Source organism: Catenulispora sp. GP43, from assembly GCF_041260665.1.
Taxonomy (GTDB): Bacteria; Actinomycetota; Actinomycetes; order Streptomycetales; family Catenulisporaceae; genus Catenulispora.
This window is the reverse complement of sequence record NZ_JBGCCT010000013.1, coordinates 114,025-133,153: the sequence shown is the minus strand read 5'-3', so window position 1 is coordinate 133,153 and position 19,129 is coordinate 114,025. Positions and strand designations below refer to the sequence as shown.

Below are 19,129 nucleotides of genomic sequence, written 5' to 3'. Positions count from 1 at the left end.
TGCGTGTGCGGTGGTGCAGGCGGTGCGTTGACGATTGTTAGCGCAAACATCTGGGGCGTCAAGAGCCTGCAACCTGTTCGCAACCCGGGGCGGGTCCGATCCGGTTTTGCCCTCTGTCGGTACCGGCTGAGAGCGTGTCCGCCATCAGCACGGGGATGCGATGGCGAGACCGAGTGAGGGGTGGGGCCGATGGCGTGGTTGGCCGCCGGGCAGGGCTATGAGATCACGCTCGTTGAAGGACGGGTGGCCGCGCGGGCCACGGCGGGCCGCAGTGCCGGCCGGCAGCTGAAGACGCTGCCGAAGGCGCTGCGGGACGATCCGGAGGTGGACCGGCTGCGACGGCTGGCCGAATGGCTGGACCGGCACGCCGCGGGCTGCGTCGCCCAGGTCGACACGTGGATGGCGTCCTCGCTGCCGGTGCCGACCGGGCTGCTGGCGCGGGTGTGGCCGGACCAGGCGTGGCAGACGGCGCTGCGGGACCTGGTGGTCGTCGGCGCCGATCCGGAGGACGTGGGCTTCCTGCGCGGGGTCACCGAGGACGGCGGGCTGCGGGTGGTGAATCTGGACGGTGAGACGGTGCGGCTCACCCCGCGGACCGTCACGCTGCCGCACCCGGTGCTGCTGCCGGATCTGGAGGACCTGCGGGAGTTCGCCGCCGAACTCGGGGTCGAGCAGCGGGTGGAGCAGATCTACCGGGCGACCTGGCGCAAGCCGGAGGACCAGGCGCAGGACGGCGGCCCGAGGGCCGGGGCGGCGCGCGTCACCGAGTTCTCCGGCGGCCGTTTCCCGTCGCGGTTCGTCCTGGCGGCCCGCGCGACCTCGCTGGGCTACCGGGTCAGCGGCGGTTCCGCGGACTGCCGGGTGCGCGAGGGCGGCCGCACGGTCGAGGCCTCGGTGTGGATCGGCGAGCCCTACTACTGGGACGACGACAGCCAGACCGGCGCGCTCACCTGGCACGGCGAGGACGGCAACGCGCTGGCACAGTCCGACATCGGGCCGGTGGCCTGGTCGGAGGGGATGCGGATGGCCGCGGCGCTCTACGCGGGCCGCGTGATCGAGGAGGGCAAGGACGCATGAGCGGCTCGCAGAACGCCACCACTGGAAGCCACGGCAGCAACAACGGCACCGGAACCAGTACCCTGACGCCCGAGGACGCGGCGGGCCTGCTGGCCGCCGGCGCGATCCTCCCGCCGGGCACCGCCGCCGGCGAGCGCGCCGTGTCGCTGACCGCGCGCGCCTACCGGCATCCCGCGCTGGACGACCGGGTCGTCGTCCGCCTCACACCGGGCGAGCTCGGCGCGGCCGAGGACGCCGCGGCCGGGTTCCTCGGGCTGGCCCCCGACGGCGAGCCCGCCGAGGTGGGGCTGGGTCTGCGGCAGTCGCTCGGCTTCCCGGAGTGGGTGCTGGTGCACCACCCGGAAGACGGGCACCAGGCTTTGGCGCTGCTGCCGGAGCTGGAGCGGGCCGCGAAGCAGGTGAAGTCGCGCCCGAAGGCCGCGTTGCAGGCCTACCAGGGGATCGCCGACCGGCTCGCCGCCGCGCTGCCGCACTTCCTGCCGACGTACTTCGAGCAGGTCGGCCGGGTGTTCCTGGGTGCGGAGAACGTCACCTACGCCTCGCAGATGTTCACCAAGGCCCGCCGCGCGGAGTCCACGCACGGCCTGGAGCTGGACGAGGACCGGCTCGACGAGGTCTTCCTGGAGTTCGCCCTGGCCGGCGCGCTGCCGGCGAAGGCATTGGTCGACTATGGCAAGGCCCTGGCGGCGCGGGTCTCCCCCGGCGAGGCGCTGCACCGGTACACGCGCCTGTGCTCGCGCCGCACCGCCGGCGGGCTGACCCCGTCGGCCCAGCTGGCCACCGAGCTGCGCCGCCTGGCCAAGGCAGCCGGCGCGGACGCGGCGGCCGTCGAGCGCGAATACCTGGCCGGCCTGCTCACGCTGCCGGCGACGCTGCGCGCGCCGGAGGGCTGGTGGAAGAGCCACCGGGCGGCGATCGTCTCGCTGCTGCGTCAGGATCCTGAGCTGCGGCGGGCGCTGCTGGACGTCATGCCCGGCGGCGACGAGGCGGACCTGCCGGGCCTGTGGCTGGCGATCCTCACCGACGGCGGCGCGATCGATGCGCTGTACGACGACGCGCCGCAGGACGCCGTGCGTCCCGAGGACGGCGCGGCGGGCTGGCTGAAGCGGTTCCAGTCGATGCGCTCCGGCTGGCGAGCCCGGGGGCGGATGCCCGAGCTCTACACCTTCGTCGAGCGCTGTCAGGCGCGGCTGCGCGAGGAGCTGACCGCCTCGGGCCAGACCCTGAACGCGCCAGGCGATCTGGACCTGCTGGACCTGCTGCTGGCGCTCGAGGTGCCGGTCGCCGACCCGGACGAGAACGGCCTGTCGTTGCCCCTGGAGGCGTGGGGAGCCGACGACGGCCAGCGTGATCTGGTCGCGCTGCAGGCCGACGGCCGCTTCGTCACGGCGTTCGCCCGCGGCACGCAGTCCTTCGGGGCCGACGACTCGACCCGCCGCGCCATCAAGAAGCTGATAGCCGCGCCGGGTGGCCGGATCCTGCTCGCCGACTGGGTCGCGACGGTCGCGCGGGAGTTCGCGGCCACCGGCCTGCCCGGGCTGCCGGCGGCGATGGCCCGGCTGGGCTGGCTGCCCGGCGAGGCGCTGGCGCTGGCCGAGGAGCAGGTGCGGGCCGCCGCGCACACCGACCTGGCCCCGGTGCTGGTGCGCACGCTGCGCGCCGGACTCTTGGACGAGTTCTCCTGGCCGGCGTGGGAGCAGGCGGCGGCCGAGCTGAGCAAGAACGTCGAAGACCTGATCGTCGCCGACGCCTGGCCGTACCTGATCGTCGGCGGTGCCACACAGGTCCGGGTGCTCGGCCCGGACGGCCCGGTGCTGACCCATGACCTGCGTATCCCGGCCGGCGACGCCTACGACAACCCCGGCTACCACTTCATCGACGGCGAGCTGCTGGTCATGTGGTCCTCCCGGGCCCTGGACGCCAGGCTGCGCGGCTACTGGCACCACTCGCCGGACCGGCTGTTCGCCGTCGAGCGGCCCGGGCGCGAGCGCGACGCCCGCAGCCAGCGGATGTACTACTACGGCCCGGGCCGTCTGGCGCGGAGCCTGCCGCTGGCCGGCGGCGGCCGGACCACCGGCGGCGCGCCGCTGCGGCCCGGCGACACCGCGGTCCCGGAGGACTCGGAGATCATGAGCGACGGCGTGTCGCACTGGGTCTGGACCTGGGACGGCAGCGAGCACGGCTCCTGGGGCTGGTACGAGTACGACCCGGCGAGCGGCCGGCGGGGCCGCAAGTCGGCGCCGGCGTTCCTGGCCGACGCGCTGCGCACCGCCCCGGCCGGCTCGGAGCTGGTCGGCGGCAGGATCATGCCCGCGGTGTCGGACCAGGCCGGCCCGACGGCGCGGCCGGTCGACGGGCTCGTCGGCTTCCGGGTCGTCAAGCTGCCGGACGGCTCGCTGCGCGGCGAGGACCTGGCCGGCGTGAGCGTGACCGCCCCGGCCGGGACCTCGGGCCTGAGCGGCGCGATCGTGTTCCCGGGCGACGAGGCCGGGCGGGGGCTGGTCGGCACCGGCAGCTACGACATCAGCATGCTGGACGCCGAGGGCGTCCTGGTCGCGCAGGCCAAGACCGACGGCAAGCCCGGGACCTACGCGAAGGGCACCCGGATCCTGCCGCCGGCCTCCTACTGGCGCTATCTGCGCCCGCGCGACGAGCAGGCCTCGCTGGCGCTGCGCCGGATCGACCGGGACACCGCCGCCGCGCTGCTGGCGGCCGGCGCCGACGTCGAGGGCATCAAGGGCATGAAGGGCATGAAGGGGGACGAGGCCAAGGCCGCCAGGCGGGCCCGGATCCGCGAGCTGCTCCCGGAGGTGAGCGACGAGGCGCTGCTCACGGGCATCGCCGGGATCGTGCGCCACGCGGCCAAGCAGCAGAACGGGCTGGACCAGGTCGCCGAGCGGCTGGAGCAGACGCTTCAGGGCGGGCTGGGAGAATCCGAGCTCGAGAACCCGGGCCCGACGGACGACGTCGTCGGCGCGGCGCTCGGCGGCCTGGTGAGTCAGCGCTATTACGGCTGGCGCCAAGCCGATCCGGCCCTGTTCGGGGTGTTGCGGATGCTGGCCAGGGAACTGCGGGACAAGCCGCAGCGGACCCGGCCGGTGCGGGTCCACCTGGATGGACCGGTCCTGCCGTCCACCGAGTTGTGGCGGGCCGCGCTCAATACCGCGCCCGCGGCGGCGCTGCGCTCGGTCTCGCCGTTCATCGAGCCCGAACACCGGGCCGCGCTGCGGGAGCTGCTGGCCGAGCTGGAGACGCTGGGGCTGGCCGAGCCCGGCGAGCAGTCCACGTGGCGGCGCTTCTCCGGCAACGTGCTGCGCTCGGAGCTGCCCTCGTCCGACCACCGGGAGTCCTGGCTCGGGCTGCTGCCGCTGGACGGCGGCGGTTGCGCGGCGTTCCTCGAATCCAACTGGGACTCCCCGCACTTCGAGTTCAGTGGCCTGATCCACGATCCGGCCGGTCGTTTCGAGCTGCCCGCGCCCTACCGGCTGACCAACCTGGCTCCGGTGACCGAAGCGCTCGCCGGTCGGCAGCCGGGCTGGCTGGCGGGCTTCCTGGCCGAGGCGGACACCCGCGAGGACCTCGCGCCCTGGTTCGCGGCCGCCGCCGAGGAGTTCGCCGCGCTCACCGGCGTCACGGCGGTCACCGCCAAGCTGGTGGTCGCCGGACTGCCGCGCGTGCACCGGCAGGAGCGCGGGTTCCTGCCCCGGGAGATGTGCACGGCGCTCGGGGTGAGCTCCGCCGAGGCGGCCGTAGCCCGGGATCGCCTGACGGCGCTGGGTTTCCCGGTGGCGATCGAGCTGGTCTCGGCGCTGCTCCCGGCGGACCCGGCCGCGTTGTGGACGCAGGGCCCTGATGTCGCGGCGGCCGCCGAGGTGTGGAACCGGGCCGTCGGCCGGCAGGTCGCGGTGCCCGAGGCGCTGAGCGCCGAGGCGCGGCGCTCGGTCCGCATCGACTGGGACGTGCTGGAGGCGCTGCCGGCCCTGATCGACCCGGCCTCCTCGCGCCGGCTGAGTACCGACCTGGCCTGGGAGATCCGGGGCGACCGGGCCCGTCCCACCGACGAGAAGGCGGTCGGCTTCGACGGCGAGAGCGTGGCCGGCGCGGTGGCGCTGGCCGCCTGGCTGGCCCACCGGCTCCCGGCCGGCGATCCGGTGCGGGCCGCGCTGCCGGCGGCGCTGGCGACGGTGCGCGACCGTCTGGCGAACCCGGACCTGCTGATCGACCTGCGCCGCTACGTGGGTCTGGAGGAGTTCCGCAAGACCGCCGGCACCCCGACGGAGGTCGGCGAGGGCTTCGAGCGGTACGGCGCGGTCCTCATGGCCACCCACGACAACCAGCCGGCGCCGGCGCTGAAGGTGGCACTGCTGGACGCCGCCGGCTCCGACACGTATATACCGGCCCTGCGGGGCGAGGACCAGCGACCCTTCGCGGCCGAGATCGCGCTGCGGCTGGCCCGCGACCCCCGGTTCGCGGCGCTGCTCGCCGACCCGGGCGACCCGGCCGCCGGGGTCCGGGACGCCGGGGGCACCTGGTTCCCGCAGGATCCGTCGCGCTCGGTGCCGGAGCTGGTGACCGAGGTGGCCAAGGAGCTCGGCGCGGGAGAGGACGCGGCCGCGCTGTACCTGATGCTGCTGGCGATGCCCGATCCGACCGACCGGAACACCGCGCGCTGGACCGGCTGGAAGCCGGCCCGGCTGAAGGCGGCGCGCGCCGAGCTGGCCCGGACCGAGGCCGTGGTCGAGGCGGCGCGGGCGCGCGCGGGCCGGTCGCTGTTCCTGCCCGGCGCGTGGGTGGACATCCGGTCCCCGCACACGCCGATGGAGGCGTGGAAGCTGCCGTTCTTCGAGGTACTGCTGCACGACCGGGGCGCCGTGGCCGGGGTGCTGGTGCCGACCGAGCCCGCCGCCGACCTGTACCGCCGGGCCTGGCAGCGGATCGGGGACGGCGACGCGCCGCGGTTCGAGGAGCTGCGGACCGCGCGGCGGGGGCGGCGCCGGTGAGGACTCCCCCGCATTCGCTGTTTCCTTTTCTGACATCGACGACAAGGCAGGATTGTCCATGACCGCCGCACCTCAGGCCCCGGACACGCCGGTGGCCCAGCTGCTGCCCGCCGAACAGCGCCACCAGGCCGAGCTCGCCTTCCTGGCGGCCCACGACTCCGGGCCGCGGCCGCCCGGCTGGCGGCTCACGCCGCGCTCGGTCGTCACGTTCCTGTGCGGCAGCGACGGCGAGCAGTTGAAGCTCGCCAAGGCCAAGCCGGACACGGACGTGCCGGACAAGCTGGTGATCGCCCGCAAGTTCGTCGGCGAGCGGGCCCTGGTCGAGCGCTGCGTCGTGACCCTGGCCGGGGAGCGGGGCCTGCTGCTGGTCGGCGAGCCCGGCACCGCCAAGTCCATGCTCTCGGAACTGCTGGCGGCGGCGGTGTGCGGGACGAGCCGGCTGACCGTGCAGGGCACCGCGGGCACCACCGAGGACGCGTTCCGCTACGGCTGGAACTACGCACTGCTGCTCGCGCAGGGCCCGACCCCGCAGGCCCTGGTCGACTCCCCGGTGCTGGCCGCGATGCGCTCCGGCCGGGTGGCCCGCGTCGAGGAGATCACCCGCTGCCTGCCGGAGGTGCAGGACGCGCTGGTGTCGATCCTGTCCGACCGGCACATGAGCGTCCCGGAACTGACCGGGACGCCGGAGGGCTCGGTCCCGGCGACGCCCGGCTTCACCGTGATCGCCACGGCGAACCTGCGGGACCGGGGCGTGTCGGAGATGTCCGCGGCGCTCAAGCGCCGGTTCAACTTCGAGACCATCGACCCGATCGCGGATGCCGATGCCGAGACCGAGCTGGTGCGCCGGCAGGCCCGCGCCTCGGTGCAGCGCGCCGGCGCCGCGTACGCGGTGGACGACGCGGTGCTGGAGGTGCTGGTCACGGCGTTCCGCGACCTGCGGACCGGACGGTCGTCGGAGGGCTGGGACGTCGAGCGGCCCGGGACGGTGATGTCGACGGCGGAGGCGGTGCAGGTGACGGCGGCCCTGGGCATCGCCACGGCGTACCTGCCGGGCGGGGACGTGCTGGACCTGCTGCCGGGCCACCTGCTCGGCGTGGTGCGCAAGGACGACCCGCAGGACCACGCGCGGCTGCTGGGGTACTGGGACGGGCCGGTGCGGCGGCGGGCGGAGCAGGGGTCGGCGACGTGGCGGCGGCTGTGGGATCTGCGGGAGACCCTGCGGTGACGACGACGGTAGCTGAGTCGACTCAAAGCAGCGGCGAGCTGACCGGGATCGATCCCCGCGACGCGGTGGCCGAGCTCGCCCAGAGCTCGGCGCCGTACCTGATCGGCGTGCGCCACCACAGCCCGGCGCTGGCGGCGGTGGTCCCGGCGCTGCTCGACGCGGCCGATGCCGAAGTGGTCTGCGTCGAGCTGCCGACCGACTTCCAGAGCTGGCTGCCGTACCTGGCCGACCCGGACACCATCGCCCCGGTGGCGTTGGCCGGCGCCGGATCGGACGGGTACCTCGGGTTCTATCCCTTCGCCGACTTCTCCCCCGAGCTCGCCGCGATCCGGTGGGCCCGGGAGCGCGGGCGCGAGGTCGTGTGCTGCGACCTGCCGCTGGGCGATGCGCGGTGGTCGGCCGGCGCCGAGCCGGCGCGCTCGGGCAGCGCGTTCGCCGACGCGCTGCGCGCGTCCGGGTCGGGGCGTGCCGGCGACGACTACTGGGACCGCGCGGTGGAGGTGCTGGCTCCGGGGTGCGCTCCGGAGGCGGTGCGGCGTGCGGCGCTCGGGGTCGGCTGGGCGTTGCGGACCGACAGCGGCGAGGCGGTGTCAGCGGTCGATCTGGCTCGCGAGGCCCATATGCGGGGCGTGATCGCGCGAGCCGGCGATGGCGGGCGGCGCGTGGCGGCGGTGATCGGGGCGTTCCACGCGCCGGCACTGCTTGGCCCGGCGGGCGACGGCGAGGTTCCGGGCCCGGCACAGGCGAACCAGACCTCGACCACGTCCCTGGTCCCCTACGCCTTCGACCTGCTCGACTCCCGCTCCGGCTACCCCGCCGGAATCCGCGACCCGCGCTGGCAGCAGTCTGTCTTCGCCGCCGGCGGCGACCCGGAGTCGATCCAGCTGGCGGCGGCGCGGGCCATCACCGACGTCTGCCGCTCGCTGCGGGCCGCCGGGCACACCGCCGGTACCGGCGAGGCGTCGGAGGCGCTGCGGCTGGCCGGCGACCTGGCCCGGCTGCGCGCACTGCCGGCGCCGGGACGCGGCGAGGTCCTGGAGGCCGTGACCACGGTCCTGGGCCAGGGCGAGCTGCTGGGGCGCGGCCGGGCGCTGGCCCGGGCGCTGGAGACCGTGCTGGTCGGCACCGTGCGCGGCCGGGTCGCGGCGGGCACGCCGCGCTCGGGCCTGGGCCCGTCGGTCGAGGCCGAGCTGGCCGGGCTGCGGCTGCCGGATCCGGACGACCCGGCGCCGCGCGAGGTCCGCCTGGACCCGCTGCGCTCCGAGCTCGACGGCCGCCGGGAAGTGCTGCTTCAGCGCCTGCTGATCTGCGGCGCCGGATACGGCGAGCCGGTCGAGGTGGCCGGGACCGGCGACGGCACCGCGCTCACCTCCCGGTGGCGGCTGGCGTGGACGCCGAGTGTGCCGGTGCGGCTGGACCTGGCCGGGGTCCGCGGGGTCACGGCGGCCCAGGCCGCCGCCGGGACGCTGCGCGAGCGCGCCCGCCGTCAGGCCGAGGACGGCGGCGCCACCTGCGCCGACCTGCTGGACGGGCTGCGGGCCGCAGCGTCCTGCGATCTGCCGGACCTGGTCCGCGCGCGCCTGGAAGACGCCGCCGGGACGCTGCCGGGCCAAGGCACGCTCCCGGAGCTGCTCAGCGCCTTGGACCTGCTCGAAGCACTGGTCGAGGGCCACCTTCCCGGGACCGGCGAGGCCGAGCGGGCGCAGGCCGCGACGCTGTCCGGGACACTGCTCGACGCCGCCGTCCGCGCCCTGCCGGGCCTGGCCGGCAGCGACGACCCGGCCGACGCCGCGGCCCTGGTCGCCCTCGCCGACCGCGCCGCCACCCGGCAGCTCGGGCTGCGGCTGGCCGACGCGCTGGACACCCTGGCGCGCAGCGGGTCGCCGCTGGTGCAGGGCGCGGTCGCGGCGGCGCGGGTGCTGCTGGACCTGGACGGCGCCGAGGAGGTCGGGACGCGGGTCGGCGGCTGGGTCGACGCCGCCGGCACCGGCGAGGGCCGGCAGCGCCTGGCCCGCCATCTGACCGGTCTGCTCACCGCGGCCGGACCGCTGCTCCAGGCGGCGCCGCAGGCTCTTGATCCGTTGCTGGACCGGGTCGACACCTTGGCCGACCGCGACTTCCTGGACCGGCTCCCGGCGCTGCGCGGCGGGTTCGACACGCTCTCGCCGGCCGCGCGCGGCCGGGTGCTGGCGACGGTGACCGAGCGCCTGGGCGACCGGCCCGATGTCACGCTGGCCGACGATCCGCGGCTGGTCGCGCTGTGGACCGCCGCCGACGCGGAGGCTTTCGAGGCGGTGCGGGCGCTGGGCGTGGTCCTGCCGGAGCGATCGGATTCGCAGCATTCTGAGTCCGGGGCCGAGATCGCGGAGGCTGAGTCACCTTCGGCGGATGCCCCGCGGGTCTGCGACGACCGGCACCGCATCCCCCCGCCCGAACGCTGGCGTCTGTTGCTCGGACGCCAGCCCGATCGGCTGTCCGCGGACTCGCGCCGGTACGCCCGCGCGCTCGACGAGCTCTACGGGACCGGGCGCGGCGAAGGCTCCGAGACCCTGGAGAGCCGGACCGGCGACGGCTCGGCCGGCGGACGCGAGGCCGCCTTCCCGACTGCCCGGGAGTGGGCCGAGGAACTGAACGCGTTGTTCGGCGCCGACGTCCGCGAGGAAGTGCTGGGCCGGGCCGCCGCGGCGGGCCGTACCGACGTGCTCGAGGAACTCGATCCGAACTCGGTCCGGCCCTCCGTCGAGCTGCTCACCACCATCCTCTCGCTGGCCGGCGGGCTGCCGGAGCAGAAGCTGGCCAAGCTGCGGCCGCTGGTCCGGCGGCTGGTGGCCGAGCTCACCCGGGAGTTGGCCACCCGGCTGCGCCCGACCCTGACCGGCCTGGCCACGCCGCGTCCGACGCGCCGCCCCGGCGGTCCGCTGGACCTGTCGCGCACCGTGCGGGCCAACCTCGGCACGGCACGCCGGCTCGAGGACGGCAGCACCCTGATCGTGCCCGAGCGGCCGGTCTTCGGCACCCGCGCCCGGCGCGCCGCGGACTGGCGGCTGATCCTGGTCGTGGACGTGTCCGGGTCGATGGAGGCCTCGGTGGTGTGGTCGGCGCTGACCGCCGCGGTGCTGGGCGGGGTGCCGGCGCTGTCGACGCACTTCCTGGCGTTCTCCACCGAGGTCGTGGACCTCACCGGCCGCGTCGCCGACCCGCTGTCGCTGCTGCTGGAGGTGCGGGTCGGCGGCGGCACGCACATCGCCGCCGGGCTGCGGCACGCGCGCTCGCTGGTGACGGTGCCCAGCCGGACCATCGTCGCGGTCGTCAGCGACTTCGAGGAGGGCTACCCGGTCGGCGGCCTGCTCGGCGAGGTCCGCTCGCTGGCCGCCTCGGGAGTGCACCTGATCGGCTGCGCGGCGCTCGACGACGCCGGGTCGGCCCGGTACTCGGTGCCGATCGCCCAACAGTTGGTCGCCGCCGGGATGCCGGTGGCGGCGCTCAGTCCTCTCGCCCTGGCCCGGTGGGTCGGCGAGCGTGTTCGTGGGGAGGCCAGATGAGTTTGCCACCGGTCGCGCCGGAGGTGACGGCCGCGGCGGTCGAGAGTCTGACGTCGCGGCTGCTGAAGAAGCTCGACGCGGCGGTCGAGCAGTACGGCGCGGCGGAGGCCGTGGCGGACGGGGAGACGGTGCGGGTGCACTGCGGCGAGGACGCCGTGGTCACCCTGGCGCCGGACGCCTCGGGGGTCGTCGCGCTGAACGAGCAGGCTCAGTGCACGTGTCTGCTGGCGCCCAAGTGCCTGCACCGGGCCGCGGTGCTCACGGCGTGTCCGGTGGCTGATTCGCAGGAGACGGGTGATGCTACGTCGGAAACCAGCTCAGAGGCCTTAGACGCTCCGGATACCCCTGATGTCCCAGCCATCGCGCAGGTTGCGGATGGTGCCCAAGCTGTTGAGGCCGCACTACCTGCCGGGCCGAGCCAGGCCCAAGTCGCCGCGGCGGCAGCGCTCTGGTCGGCGGCGGCATCGATCCTGGCGGCCGGGATCCCCGCTGCGGGAGCGGTTCCCCAGTCGGAGTTGCTGCGTGCCGCACACACCGCGCGCCTGGCGGGTCTGCACCGGCCGGAAGCCGCCGCGCTGCGGGTCGTGCGCGGACTGCGTGCGGCCAGGTCCCGCAGCAACGCGCACAAGCTCGGCGACCTTGTCAGTGACCTGGTTGAACTCCTGCTCACCGCGAATCTCGTGGCCGCCGCGAACCCCGACCCCGAGCTGGTCGGGACGGCCCGCCGGGCTTACGAGCCGGGCGGGAGCCTGCGGGTGCACGGCGTGTGCCGCGAACCGGTGCTCAGTGCGACCGGGTACGGCGGTGTGGTGACCCATGCCCTGGCCGAGGACGGACGCTGGTTCACGGTCTCCGACGTGAAGCCCGGCGGCGCGGCTCGGGCCCGCGGGGCCGCCACCGCACCGGTGGCGATCGGCGCGGCGGCCCTGGACCACGACCGGCTGTCCCGCAGCGGGCTGCTGATCGCCGGGGCCACGGTCTCGGCCGACGGCCGGCTCGGCGCGGGCAAGAACGTGCGCGCCACGCCGCTGACCGGGCAGGGCTGGTCCGGCCCGACGGTGGCCGCGCTGTTCGCCCAGCCGCTCGGGCCGGCGGTGCGCGCGCGGCTCGCCGGGGTTCTGGGTGCAGGTGGGGACGCTGAGCAGCAGGGCACGGATCTGATCGGCTGCGACGTGATGGTGATCGGGGCTTGCGAGGACCGTTTGGTGGCGCGGGTCGTCGACGGCGAAGTCGCGGCTGATGAGGGCGGCGCGGCGACCGGCCCGGTGATCCGGCTTGTCGCAGCTCACGGACATCCGGACTTCGCCCACACCGAGAATCTGCGCAGGCTCGCAAGTTATCCCGGGCTGCGCATCCGAGTCGTCGGCCGCCTGGACCCGGGCCGTCCGGCAACGCTGCGCCCCCTCGCAGTCGGCCCCGTCCCGGGCACCGAGGCCACACTCCAGCTGCCGGAAGCCTGGCAGGGTCACGCGGATCTCGGGTACGACCGGCTGCAGAGCGTCCACTTCCCGCCGCAGCCCGGCGAAGCACCCGTGTCGGCCGGCCCGGTCCCGGAGCCGGCGGACCTGATCGCCGACTCGCCGCTGTGGCGGCTTCGGCACGCCGTGGAACTCGCGGTGGCCGGAGGACGGCGCACGGTCGCAGAGTTCGCCCGGACCTCGGCACCCCACCTCACCCACCTGCGCCAGTCCGGTCTTCACGCCGCCGCGGACCGCCTCGCCGCGCTCACCGCCGAGGCGGACCGCCGTGGCCGGGACGTCTTCGGGCGGCTCGTCGATCCCGATCCCGACCGCTACGCACAAGCCTGGCTGGCCGCGGGGCTCCAGCTGGCCGGCACGGAGCGGGCATTGGTGCGAGCTTCCTGGGAGCACGCCGACTGAACAATTGAATTGCCTATTGTACCGACTGGCGTAGAGGACCCCTCCTCGGCATATCAGCGCTTTCGCCGTTAGGGTCCTGACCATGTTCTCCCGCTCGCGAATACCCGCAATAATCACTGCTTTGTGCGCCACGCTGCTCATCGCCGGATGCTCCAGCTCAGGCACCGTCGCCGGGAGTGGCTCGCCGAACACCACCACGGGAGCCCTCACCGGCGGCACCTCGGGCGGAAGTGGCGGTAACGGCGGGAACGACAGCACAGACGCAGGCTGCTCCGAGGCGACGTCGGCGATCCAGAATGCCATGAAGGCCGAGAACACCAACGACGTGCCGGCGGGATTGAAGGTCGCCACCACATCGATAGCGCAATTGCGAGACGCCGCGCAAACCACTCAGAAGCCCGGCGGCAAGGACGCGATGAACAAAGTCGCCGACGACCTGCAGGCGGTCGTCACCCAGGTGCAAAGCGGCCAGCAGCCCTCTATCCACCAGGCGCTCGCAGATGCCCAATCGGTCATGGACATCTGCGGCGCGTGACCCGGTCCGGCGTCTGCCGGAAATACTCACCGCGAATCCCCTACTCCGCCATGTGCCGCCGCCGCAGCTCCCCGCACAACCCCACCAGCGCCCGGGCCCGCGCGAACTCCGTCGGCGTGAAGTCCAGCGCCTCGCGGCTGACCCGCAGGGTGCCGCCGGCGGGGTCGGGCAGGGTGATCAGGGTTCCGGCGCAGGCCGGCTCCTGGACCTCGCGGGGACCCCAGGTGACCGCGCACTGGCCGAACAAGTCGTGCAGCGCGGCCGGCAGGCCCGCATCGCCGGCGGCCAGGCGCGCGGCCAGCGTCAGAACCCTGGCCGGGGCGTCGGTCAGGTCGTCCCGGGCGGCGCGGTCCACCAGCGAGACTTCCGCGCCGGCGGCGGAGACGGCCGCGGCGAGCGCCGCGGCGTCCACGGCCGGGGGCACGTCGAGCAGGAACTCGTCCAGGACCCCGTCGCCCAGCGGGTGGACCTGCAGGCCCACGATGTTGGCGCCGATCGCGGCCAGGTGCTCGCACACCGCGGCCAGGCTGCCGGGGCGGTCGCGGACCGCGGCCCGGACGCGCCACAGGTTCAGCTCTTCGTGCCATTCGGCCAGTGTCGGGTCCAGACCGTCGGCGGCCCGGACGGAGGCGAACGGGGTGTTCGCGCGCAGCCGGCCCGGTCCGTGGACACGCCACCACCACTGCAGTACCGAGGCCGCGAGCAGGGCCGCGCCTAAGGCCATCAGCAGCGACCATCCGTAGTGGCGTTGGCCCAGTACTTCGGTGAACAGGCCCGCGGTACCCACGGCGAGGAAGAGGACCGCGAGCTCGATGATCTCCCGCCGCCAGCTCCACTCGGGGCGGCGGCCATTACGACGAGAAGTCTTCATGCTTGAAGCGTCGCCGAACCCTGTTGCATGATCAGGTCCGGCTCGTCACAGGCACGTGAACCTCAGGCTGTCGAGCGTCCCAGGAATGTGAGACCGCCGGGTTCGGGGACGGTGATCTCGTGGAAGCCGATGCGGTCGTAGAAGGCCCGGGCATTGGTGTTCGCCGTCGACATCACCAGGTGCACCTTCTGCGCCCCGGCCTTGTTGAGCGCCGCGAACAGCGTGGTGAGCAGTGCTCTGCCATACCCGTGGCCCTGGTAGCCGGGCAGCAGGTCGATGTGCAGGTGCGCCGGGTAGTCCGCGAGCGCCGGCGTGATCATCATCTCCGGCTGGTGCAGGAACTCGGTCATCACCGCGTCCGGTGTGCCCGGTCCCCCGCCGGGCAGCGGGTGCCGGTCGGCGACCTCGGGGAGCCACTTGGTGCGGAAGTCGCGGACGAAGCGCTCGGTGTCGCTTGTTCCGAGCACGTATCCGACCGCGCGTCCGCCGTCGTCGAGCACGAAGGCCAGATCCGGTTCGAGCGTGGCGTAGGGGGCGGCGAACAGGTCCGGGAGCAGTTCCTGGTCCCGGTAGACGGCTCGTGCGTCGCCGCCGTTGTTGCCGGTGAGCATGCAGATTTCGTACAGCGCTTCGCGGTCTTCGGGCCGGTACTGACGGATGATCGCTGGGGACACGGCATCACCGTAGCGCGCACCACCGACAGCAGGCCGGGCCGTCTCAGCGATCAGGCCGGCTCGACCCGCTCTCAGCGTGTGGCCTGCTCCGCGACCAGACCCGATACCCGCACCTTGCCCGGGTGCCCCTCGTCCAGGGCCTTGTAGCGATGCGACCAGGGATGCCGCATGTCCGGGGTGTAGAGGTGCGGCGCCGCCCCGTACCGCTTGGCGTGGTACAGCGCGACGTCCGCGCATCGCAGTACGTCGGAGAAGGCGTCGCCGGCGATCGGGACGGCTATGCCCGCCGAGGCGCTCGGCACCAGCGTCACCGACCGGCTCTCGTCCAGCTTCAGGAACTGCGGCGCGCCCAGCGCGCAGACGATCGCTCTGACGTCGCGCACCACGGCGGCGGCATCGGCGGAGGGCAGCAGCAGCACGAACTCGTCGCCGCCGAGGCGGAAGGCGCGCGCGCCGACGTCGCGGCAGGCCGCCGCCAGCCGTTCGCCGACCGCCACCAGGTGGGCGTCGCCGACCTGGTGGCCCCAGGTGTCGTTGACGGTCTTGAAGTCGTCCAGGTCCAGCAGGGCCGCGGCCGGCGGCCGGCCGGCCAGGGCGGCGTGCTGGTAGTGGTGGCGCGCGGCGGTGCGGTTCGGGAGCCCGGTCAGCGCGTCGTGGTCGGCGAGCCAGCGGGCGTGCGCGGCCTCGCCGGCCGCGCGGCGCAGCCGGCGCCGCATCGTGGCCACGCCGGCCAGGAAGCCGGTGGCTCCCACCGGCGGGGCCGTCAGCAGCGCGAGGAGTTGGGAGTTCACCGCGGTTCCCGGGCCTCAGCCGGTCCGGCGTTGCGGTGCCACGACCCGGCCGTCGGGCAGCAGTTCACCGGTGTCGTCGAAGAGGACCACGCCGTTGCACAGCAGCCCCCACCCCTGTTCGGGGTGGCTGGCGACCAGAAGGGCGGCCTCGCGGTCGGGATCTTCGGCAGTCGGGCACGGCGGGGTGTGCCCGCACGTGCGCTGGGTAGGAAGGACAGTACGTCGACTCATGGCGTCGGTGCCCTTCGTGGCGATCATGATGGCCTCCTGCGTGGCCGGCCTTTCTTCACCGGTGTGGTGGAAACGGGATGGGGGGCGATACACAGCCCCACACATGAGGTTCGCTGCCACCCCCGTGGAGATCAATAAGTATCCAATTTTGCAGGGGTACGTAATTTAATCAACCCCTTTGGCGGCTCCGCGCACGTAGGACGCTCTGCACGTCTCCCCTGGTGGTCCCCAATTTCCGGAGCATCCGGGCCACATGCTGCTCCACGGTGCGCGGGGACAGGAACAGTGCCTCGGCGATGTCGTGGTTGGTGGCGCCCCGGGCGACGAGCTCGGCGACCTGCCGCTCGCGCGGGGACAACTCGTCGCCGTAGCCGCGCCGCCCGCGCCCGGCCGACTTGGCCAGGCCCAGGTCACGCAGGGTGCGGCGGCAGCGTGCGGCGTCGTAGGCGGCGCCGAGGCGGTCGAAGACGACCAGTGCCTCCTCCAGCCGGGCGGTGGCCGCCCGGGCGTCGCCGGAGCGGCTCAGCGCGGCGCCGAGGTACTCGGCGGCGCGGGCCGTCTCATAGGGACGTCCGATGTCCGACCACTCCTGTCGGGCGGCTTCGAAATCCGTGATGGATGCGGTGGCGTCCGTCTCGCAATGCAAGATGCCGCGGGCGGTGTGGAACTCGGCTGTCGCGGCCGGCGCGTCCCGTCCCCGCAGTCCTTCCTCCACATCTGCCACCAGCAGCCGCGCCGCGTCCCGGTGGCCGCAGGCCAGCGCCGCCCGGACGGCGACCGGGACCAGACCGGTGCCCCGGGCCCAGGCCCCGGCCCGCCGCAGGACCGCCAGCGCGGGCTCGGCGATCGCCCACGCGTCCTGCTCGGCCTCGGCGGCCAGCCGGACGGCGCACAGGCCGGCCGCCGCGCGCAGTCCCGAGGTCACCTGGGACTCCAACTCGCCGTAGGCCACGGCGGCGGTGAACAGCTCCGCCGCGCGGGCGCGCAGGCCGCGGGCCGCGACCACCTGGCCGACGGTGAGGGCTTCGTCGGTCTTGGCCATGGCGATGTCCGGATATTCCGAGCACAGCGCGGTGAAGCGGTTCTCGACGTCGGCCCAGTGGCCGGCCAGGGCGTCCAGGCGCAGCAGCGCGATCCGGCTGTAGCACTCCAAGCGCGGGAAACTCACCCGGGTCGCCAGGTCCCGGCTCTCGTGCAGCATCCGGGCCGCGCGCCGGTCGTGCCCGAGCTCGATGGCCAGCTCCCCGGTGTTGTACAAGGCGCGGACTGTCTGCCGCATCACCTCGTCGTCGTCGCTGATCCGGGGCAGTTCGTCGAGCAGGGCCCAGACACCGGGATCGCCCTGCCGGGCCAGCAGGGTGAGCCGGGTGGCCTGGGCCGCGGCGTGCACCGCCGGGTCCGGGCTGCGCGCGGCCTCGTCCTCCGCGCGCACCATCCAGGACCAGCCCTGATCGCCACCCTCGTCGCGTTCGTTCATCGCCAGCGCGACCATCGCGCGGGCGGCGCGGTCGGGCCGGTCGGCCAGTTCCTCAGCCGCGCGGGCCACCTCGCGGAAGCCCCCGCGGTCCCCGGCGTGGTTGACCATGAGCAGCCCCAGCGACAGCCGGATCTCGCCGCGGGTCGCGGCCGGCAGCCGCGGATCGGCCAGGATGCGGCGCAGCGCCCGGGCGTCGCTGACGTAGTCGACGCCGTTCACCGCGATGACGCCGAGCGCCAGCGCGGCCCTCGAGCGCCGGTCGCCGGTGACGCCGGGCTGTTCCAGGATCTGGTGCAGCAGGGCCGCGGCGGTGCCGGAGTCACCGAGCGAGTCGGCCTGGGACGCGGCCGCCTCGGCGCGCTCCAGCCAGGCCTTCGGGTCGCCGAGGTGCTGGCTGTGGTGGGCGATCTGGACCAGCGGCGGCGGGGCCTGGGCCTCCAGGACGGCGATGGCGCGGCGGTGCAGGCGGGTGCGCGCGGGCCCGGGCATCTGCTCGTAGGCGACCCGCTGGGCCAGCACGTGCCGGAAGTAGTAGCGGTCGGTCTCGATCTCCTGCAGCACCGCGACCCGCAGCGCCTCGGTCAGGCCCCGGGACGCCTGCTCCGGCTCCAGCCCGGCGACCTGGGCCAGCAGCTGTTCGGCGGCCGGGACGTCCAGGACCGCCGCGGCCTCGACCACGGTGCGCGCCGCCGCCGACAGCGCCGACAGCCGCTCCACGAACGCCTCACGCAGCCCGCGCGGCACGTCGGCGTGCTCCAGGTCGGCGATCAGGTCCCCGGGCGGTCGCGGGCCGCCCTGGCCGCCCTGGCCGCCCTGGCCGCCCTGGCCGCCTTGGCCGCCCTGGCCGGACCCGCCGGGGCCGCGTTCGGCCAGGGTGATCAGGTCCTCCTCGGCGGCCAGCGGCAAGCCTTCGCTGCGCTGGTACAGGACGGTGCCCAGCTCGGCGGTGGCGTGGGTTCCGAGCGCGGCGCGCGCCAGGGCCTGGACGTCCGGCCCGGACAGCGGGTCGAGGTGGATCGCGGCGCCGCTGACCCCGGGCTGGCGCCGGTAGGCCGGGCCCAGGACCGGCACGCCCGGCGGCAGGTCCTCGTTGCGGTAGGTGAGCACCAGGCACAGCTGCTCGGGCATGTCCCGGGTCAGCAGCAGGAGCAGTTCGCGGGTGGCCTCGTCGAGCCAGTGCGCGTCCTCGATGACCAGGACCGCCGACCCGAGCGCGGCCAGGAACGAGCGCAGCCCGTTGACCAGCTGGAACCGCTTGGCGTGGGCGTCGGCGGCCGGACGCGGCGGGGCGGGCAGCCCGGCGGCCAGGTCCGGCAGCAGCGGCGCCAGCACCCCGGCGCTCGGCGGCAGCTCGGCGACCGGCGGCAGCCACTGCCCGGCCTTGCGCAGCGCGTCGATAGCCGGTCCGTAGGGGTAGGGCTCGCGCAGCGGGTGGCACCGTCCGGTCAGGACCCGGCCGCCGGCCGCGGCGATCGCCGGACCGGCCTCGTGCACCAGGCGGGACTTGCCGATCCCGGCCTCGCCCTCGACCAGCACCACGGCCGGCGGATGCTGGACGGCGGCCAGCAGCAGGCCGGTCTCGCGCTCGCGGCCGACGAAGGCGAAGCCCGCTCCGGACCATGCCAAGGTCTCGGCGTGGTCCTCGGCGTGCCGGGAGGAAACCGCCACGTGATCACCTGTCCAGATTCCCTCTAAAGTAGAACAAGAGGTGGTCTTTGGCCACGTGGGATGACTGCTCGGGTACGGCGGGCGTAATCCGCTCGGCAAAGAGCCGGACCAGAAGTGGCTGGGTCTGCCCGCCGACGGCGTCGTCCGCCCGCAGACCG

Annotated in this window: 11 protein-coding genes; 6 read left to right on the top strand and 5 right to left on the bottom strand. The window is 74.5% G+C overall.

All coding sequences use genetic code 11. The features are described 5' to 3' along the window. Positions 1–189: 189 nt before the first annotated feature. The 6 genes from ABH926_RS25975 (at position 190) to ABH926_RS25950 (ending at position 13,259) form a co-directional block, all read left to right on the top strand. Positions 190–1,077 (top strand): DUF4132 domain-containing protein, encoded by an 888-nt coding sequence (locus ABH926_RS25975; RefSeq protein WP_370368363.1) that lies wholly within the window; start codon positions 190–192, stop codon positions 1,075–1,077. Beyond that, on the top strand, positions 1,074–6,077 hold the full coding sequence (locus tag ABH926_RS25970) for a DNA-binding protein (protein ID WP_370368362.1): 5,004 nt from the start codon (positions 1,074–1,076) through the stop codon (positions 6,075–6,077). The genes ABH926_RS25975 and ABH926_RS25970 overlap by 4 nt, the downstream gene beginning before the upstream one ends. Positions 6,078–6,135: 58 nt before the next feature. After that, complete coding sequence (locus tag ABH926_RS25965) at positions 6,136–7,302, top strand: AAA family ATPase (protein WP_370368361.1); 1,167 nt, start codon at positions 6,136–6,138, stop codon at positions 7,300–7,302. Further along, the gene (locus tag ABH926_RS25960) at positions 7,299–10,844 is read left to right on the top strand and encodes a DUF5682 family protein (RefSeq protein ID WP_370368360.1); all 3,546 of its coding nucleotides are present in this window, start codon (positions 7,299–7,301) and stop codon (positions 10,842–10,844) included. Before ABH926_RS25965 ends, ABH926_RS25960 begins: the two co-directional genes overlap by 4 nt. Further along, positions 10,841–12,724 carry a hypothetical protein gene (locus tag ABH926_RS25955; protein WP_370368358.1) on the top strand — a complete coding sequence of 628 codons (1,884 nt, stop codon included), beginning with the start codon at positions 10,841–10,843 and terminating at the stop codon, positions 12,722–12,724. Before ABH926_RS25960 ends, ABH926_RS25955 begins: the two co-directional genes overlap by 4 nt. 82 nt (positions 12,725–12,806) lie before the next feature. After that, positions 12,807–13,259 (top strand): hypothetical protein, encoded by a 453-nt coding sequence (locus ABH926_RS25950; RefSeq protein ID WP_370368357.1) that lies wholly within the window; start codon positions 12,807–12,809, stop codon positions 13,257–13,259. A 40-nt stretch (positions 13,260–13,299) separates the two neighbouring features. Here ABH926_RS25950 and ABH926_RS25945 read toward each other — a convergent pair whose 3' ends face one another. The 5 genes from ABH926_RS25945 to ABH926_RS25925 all read right to left on the bottom strand — a co-directional run bounded on the left by ABH926_RS25945 (position 13,300) and on the right by ABH926_RS25925 (position 18,971). Next, positions 13,300–14,130 (bottom strand): hypothetical protein, encoded by an 831-nt coding sequence (locus ABH926_RS25945; RefSeq protein ID WP_370368356.1) that lies wholly within the window; start codon positions 14,128–14,130, stop codon positions 13,300–13,302. Between the two features lie 62 nt (positions 14,131–14,192). Further along, entirely contained in the window at positions 14,193–14,804 is a 612-nt protein-coding gene (locus ABH926_RS25940; RefSeq protein WP_370368355.1) for a GNAT family N-acetyltransferase, read from the bottom strand. Between the two features lie 71 nt (positions 14,805–14,875). After that, positions 14,876–15,595, bottom strand: coding sequence for a GGDEF domain-containing protein (locus tag ABH926_RS25935; RefSeq protein WP_370368354.1), 720 nt, complete (start codon positions 15,593–15,595; stop codon positions 14,876–14,878). Between the two features lie 15 nt (positions 15,596–15,610). After that, complete coding sequence (locus ABH926_RS25930) at positions 15,611–15,826, bottom strand: DUF5999 family protein (protein ID WP_370368509.1); 216 nt, start codon at positions 15,824–15,826, stop codon at positions 15,611–15,613. A 169-nt stretch (positions 15,827–15,995) separates the two neighbouring features. Further along, a complete protein-coding gene (locus ABH926_RS25925; RefSeq protein ID WP_370368353.1) occupies positions 15,996–18,971 on the bottom strand; it encodes an AAA family ATPase in 2,976 nt (991 codons plus the stop codon). Positions 18,972–19,129 lie beyond the last annotated feature (158 nt).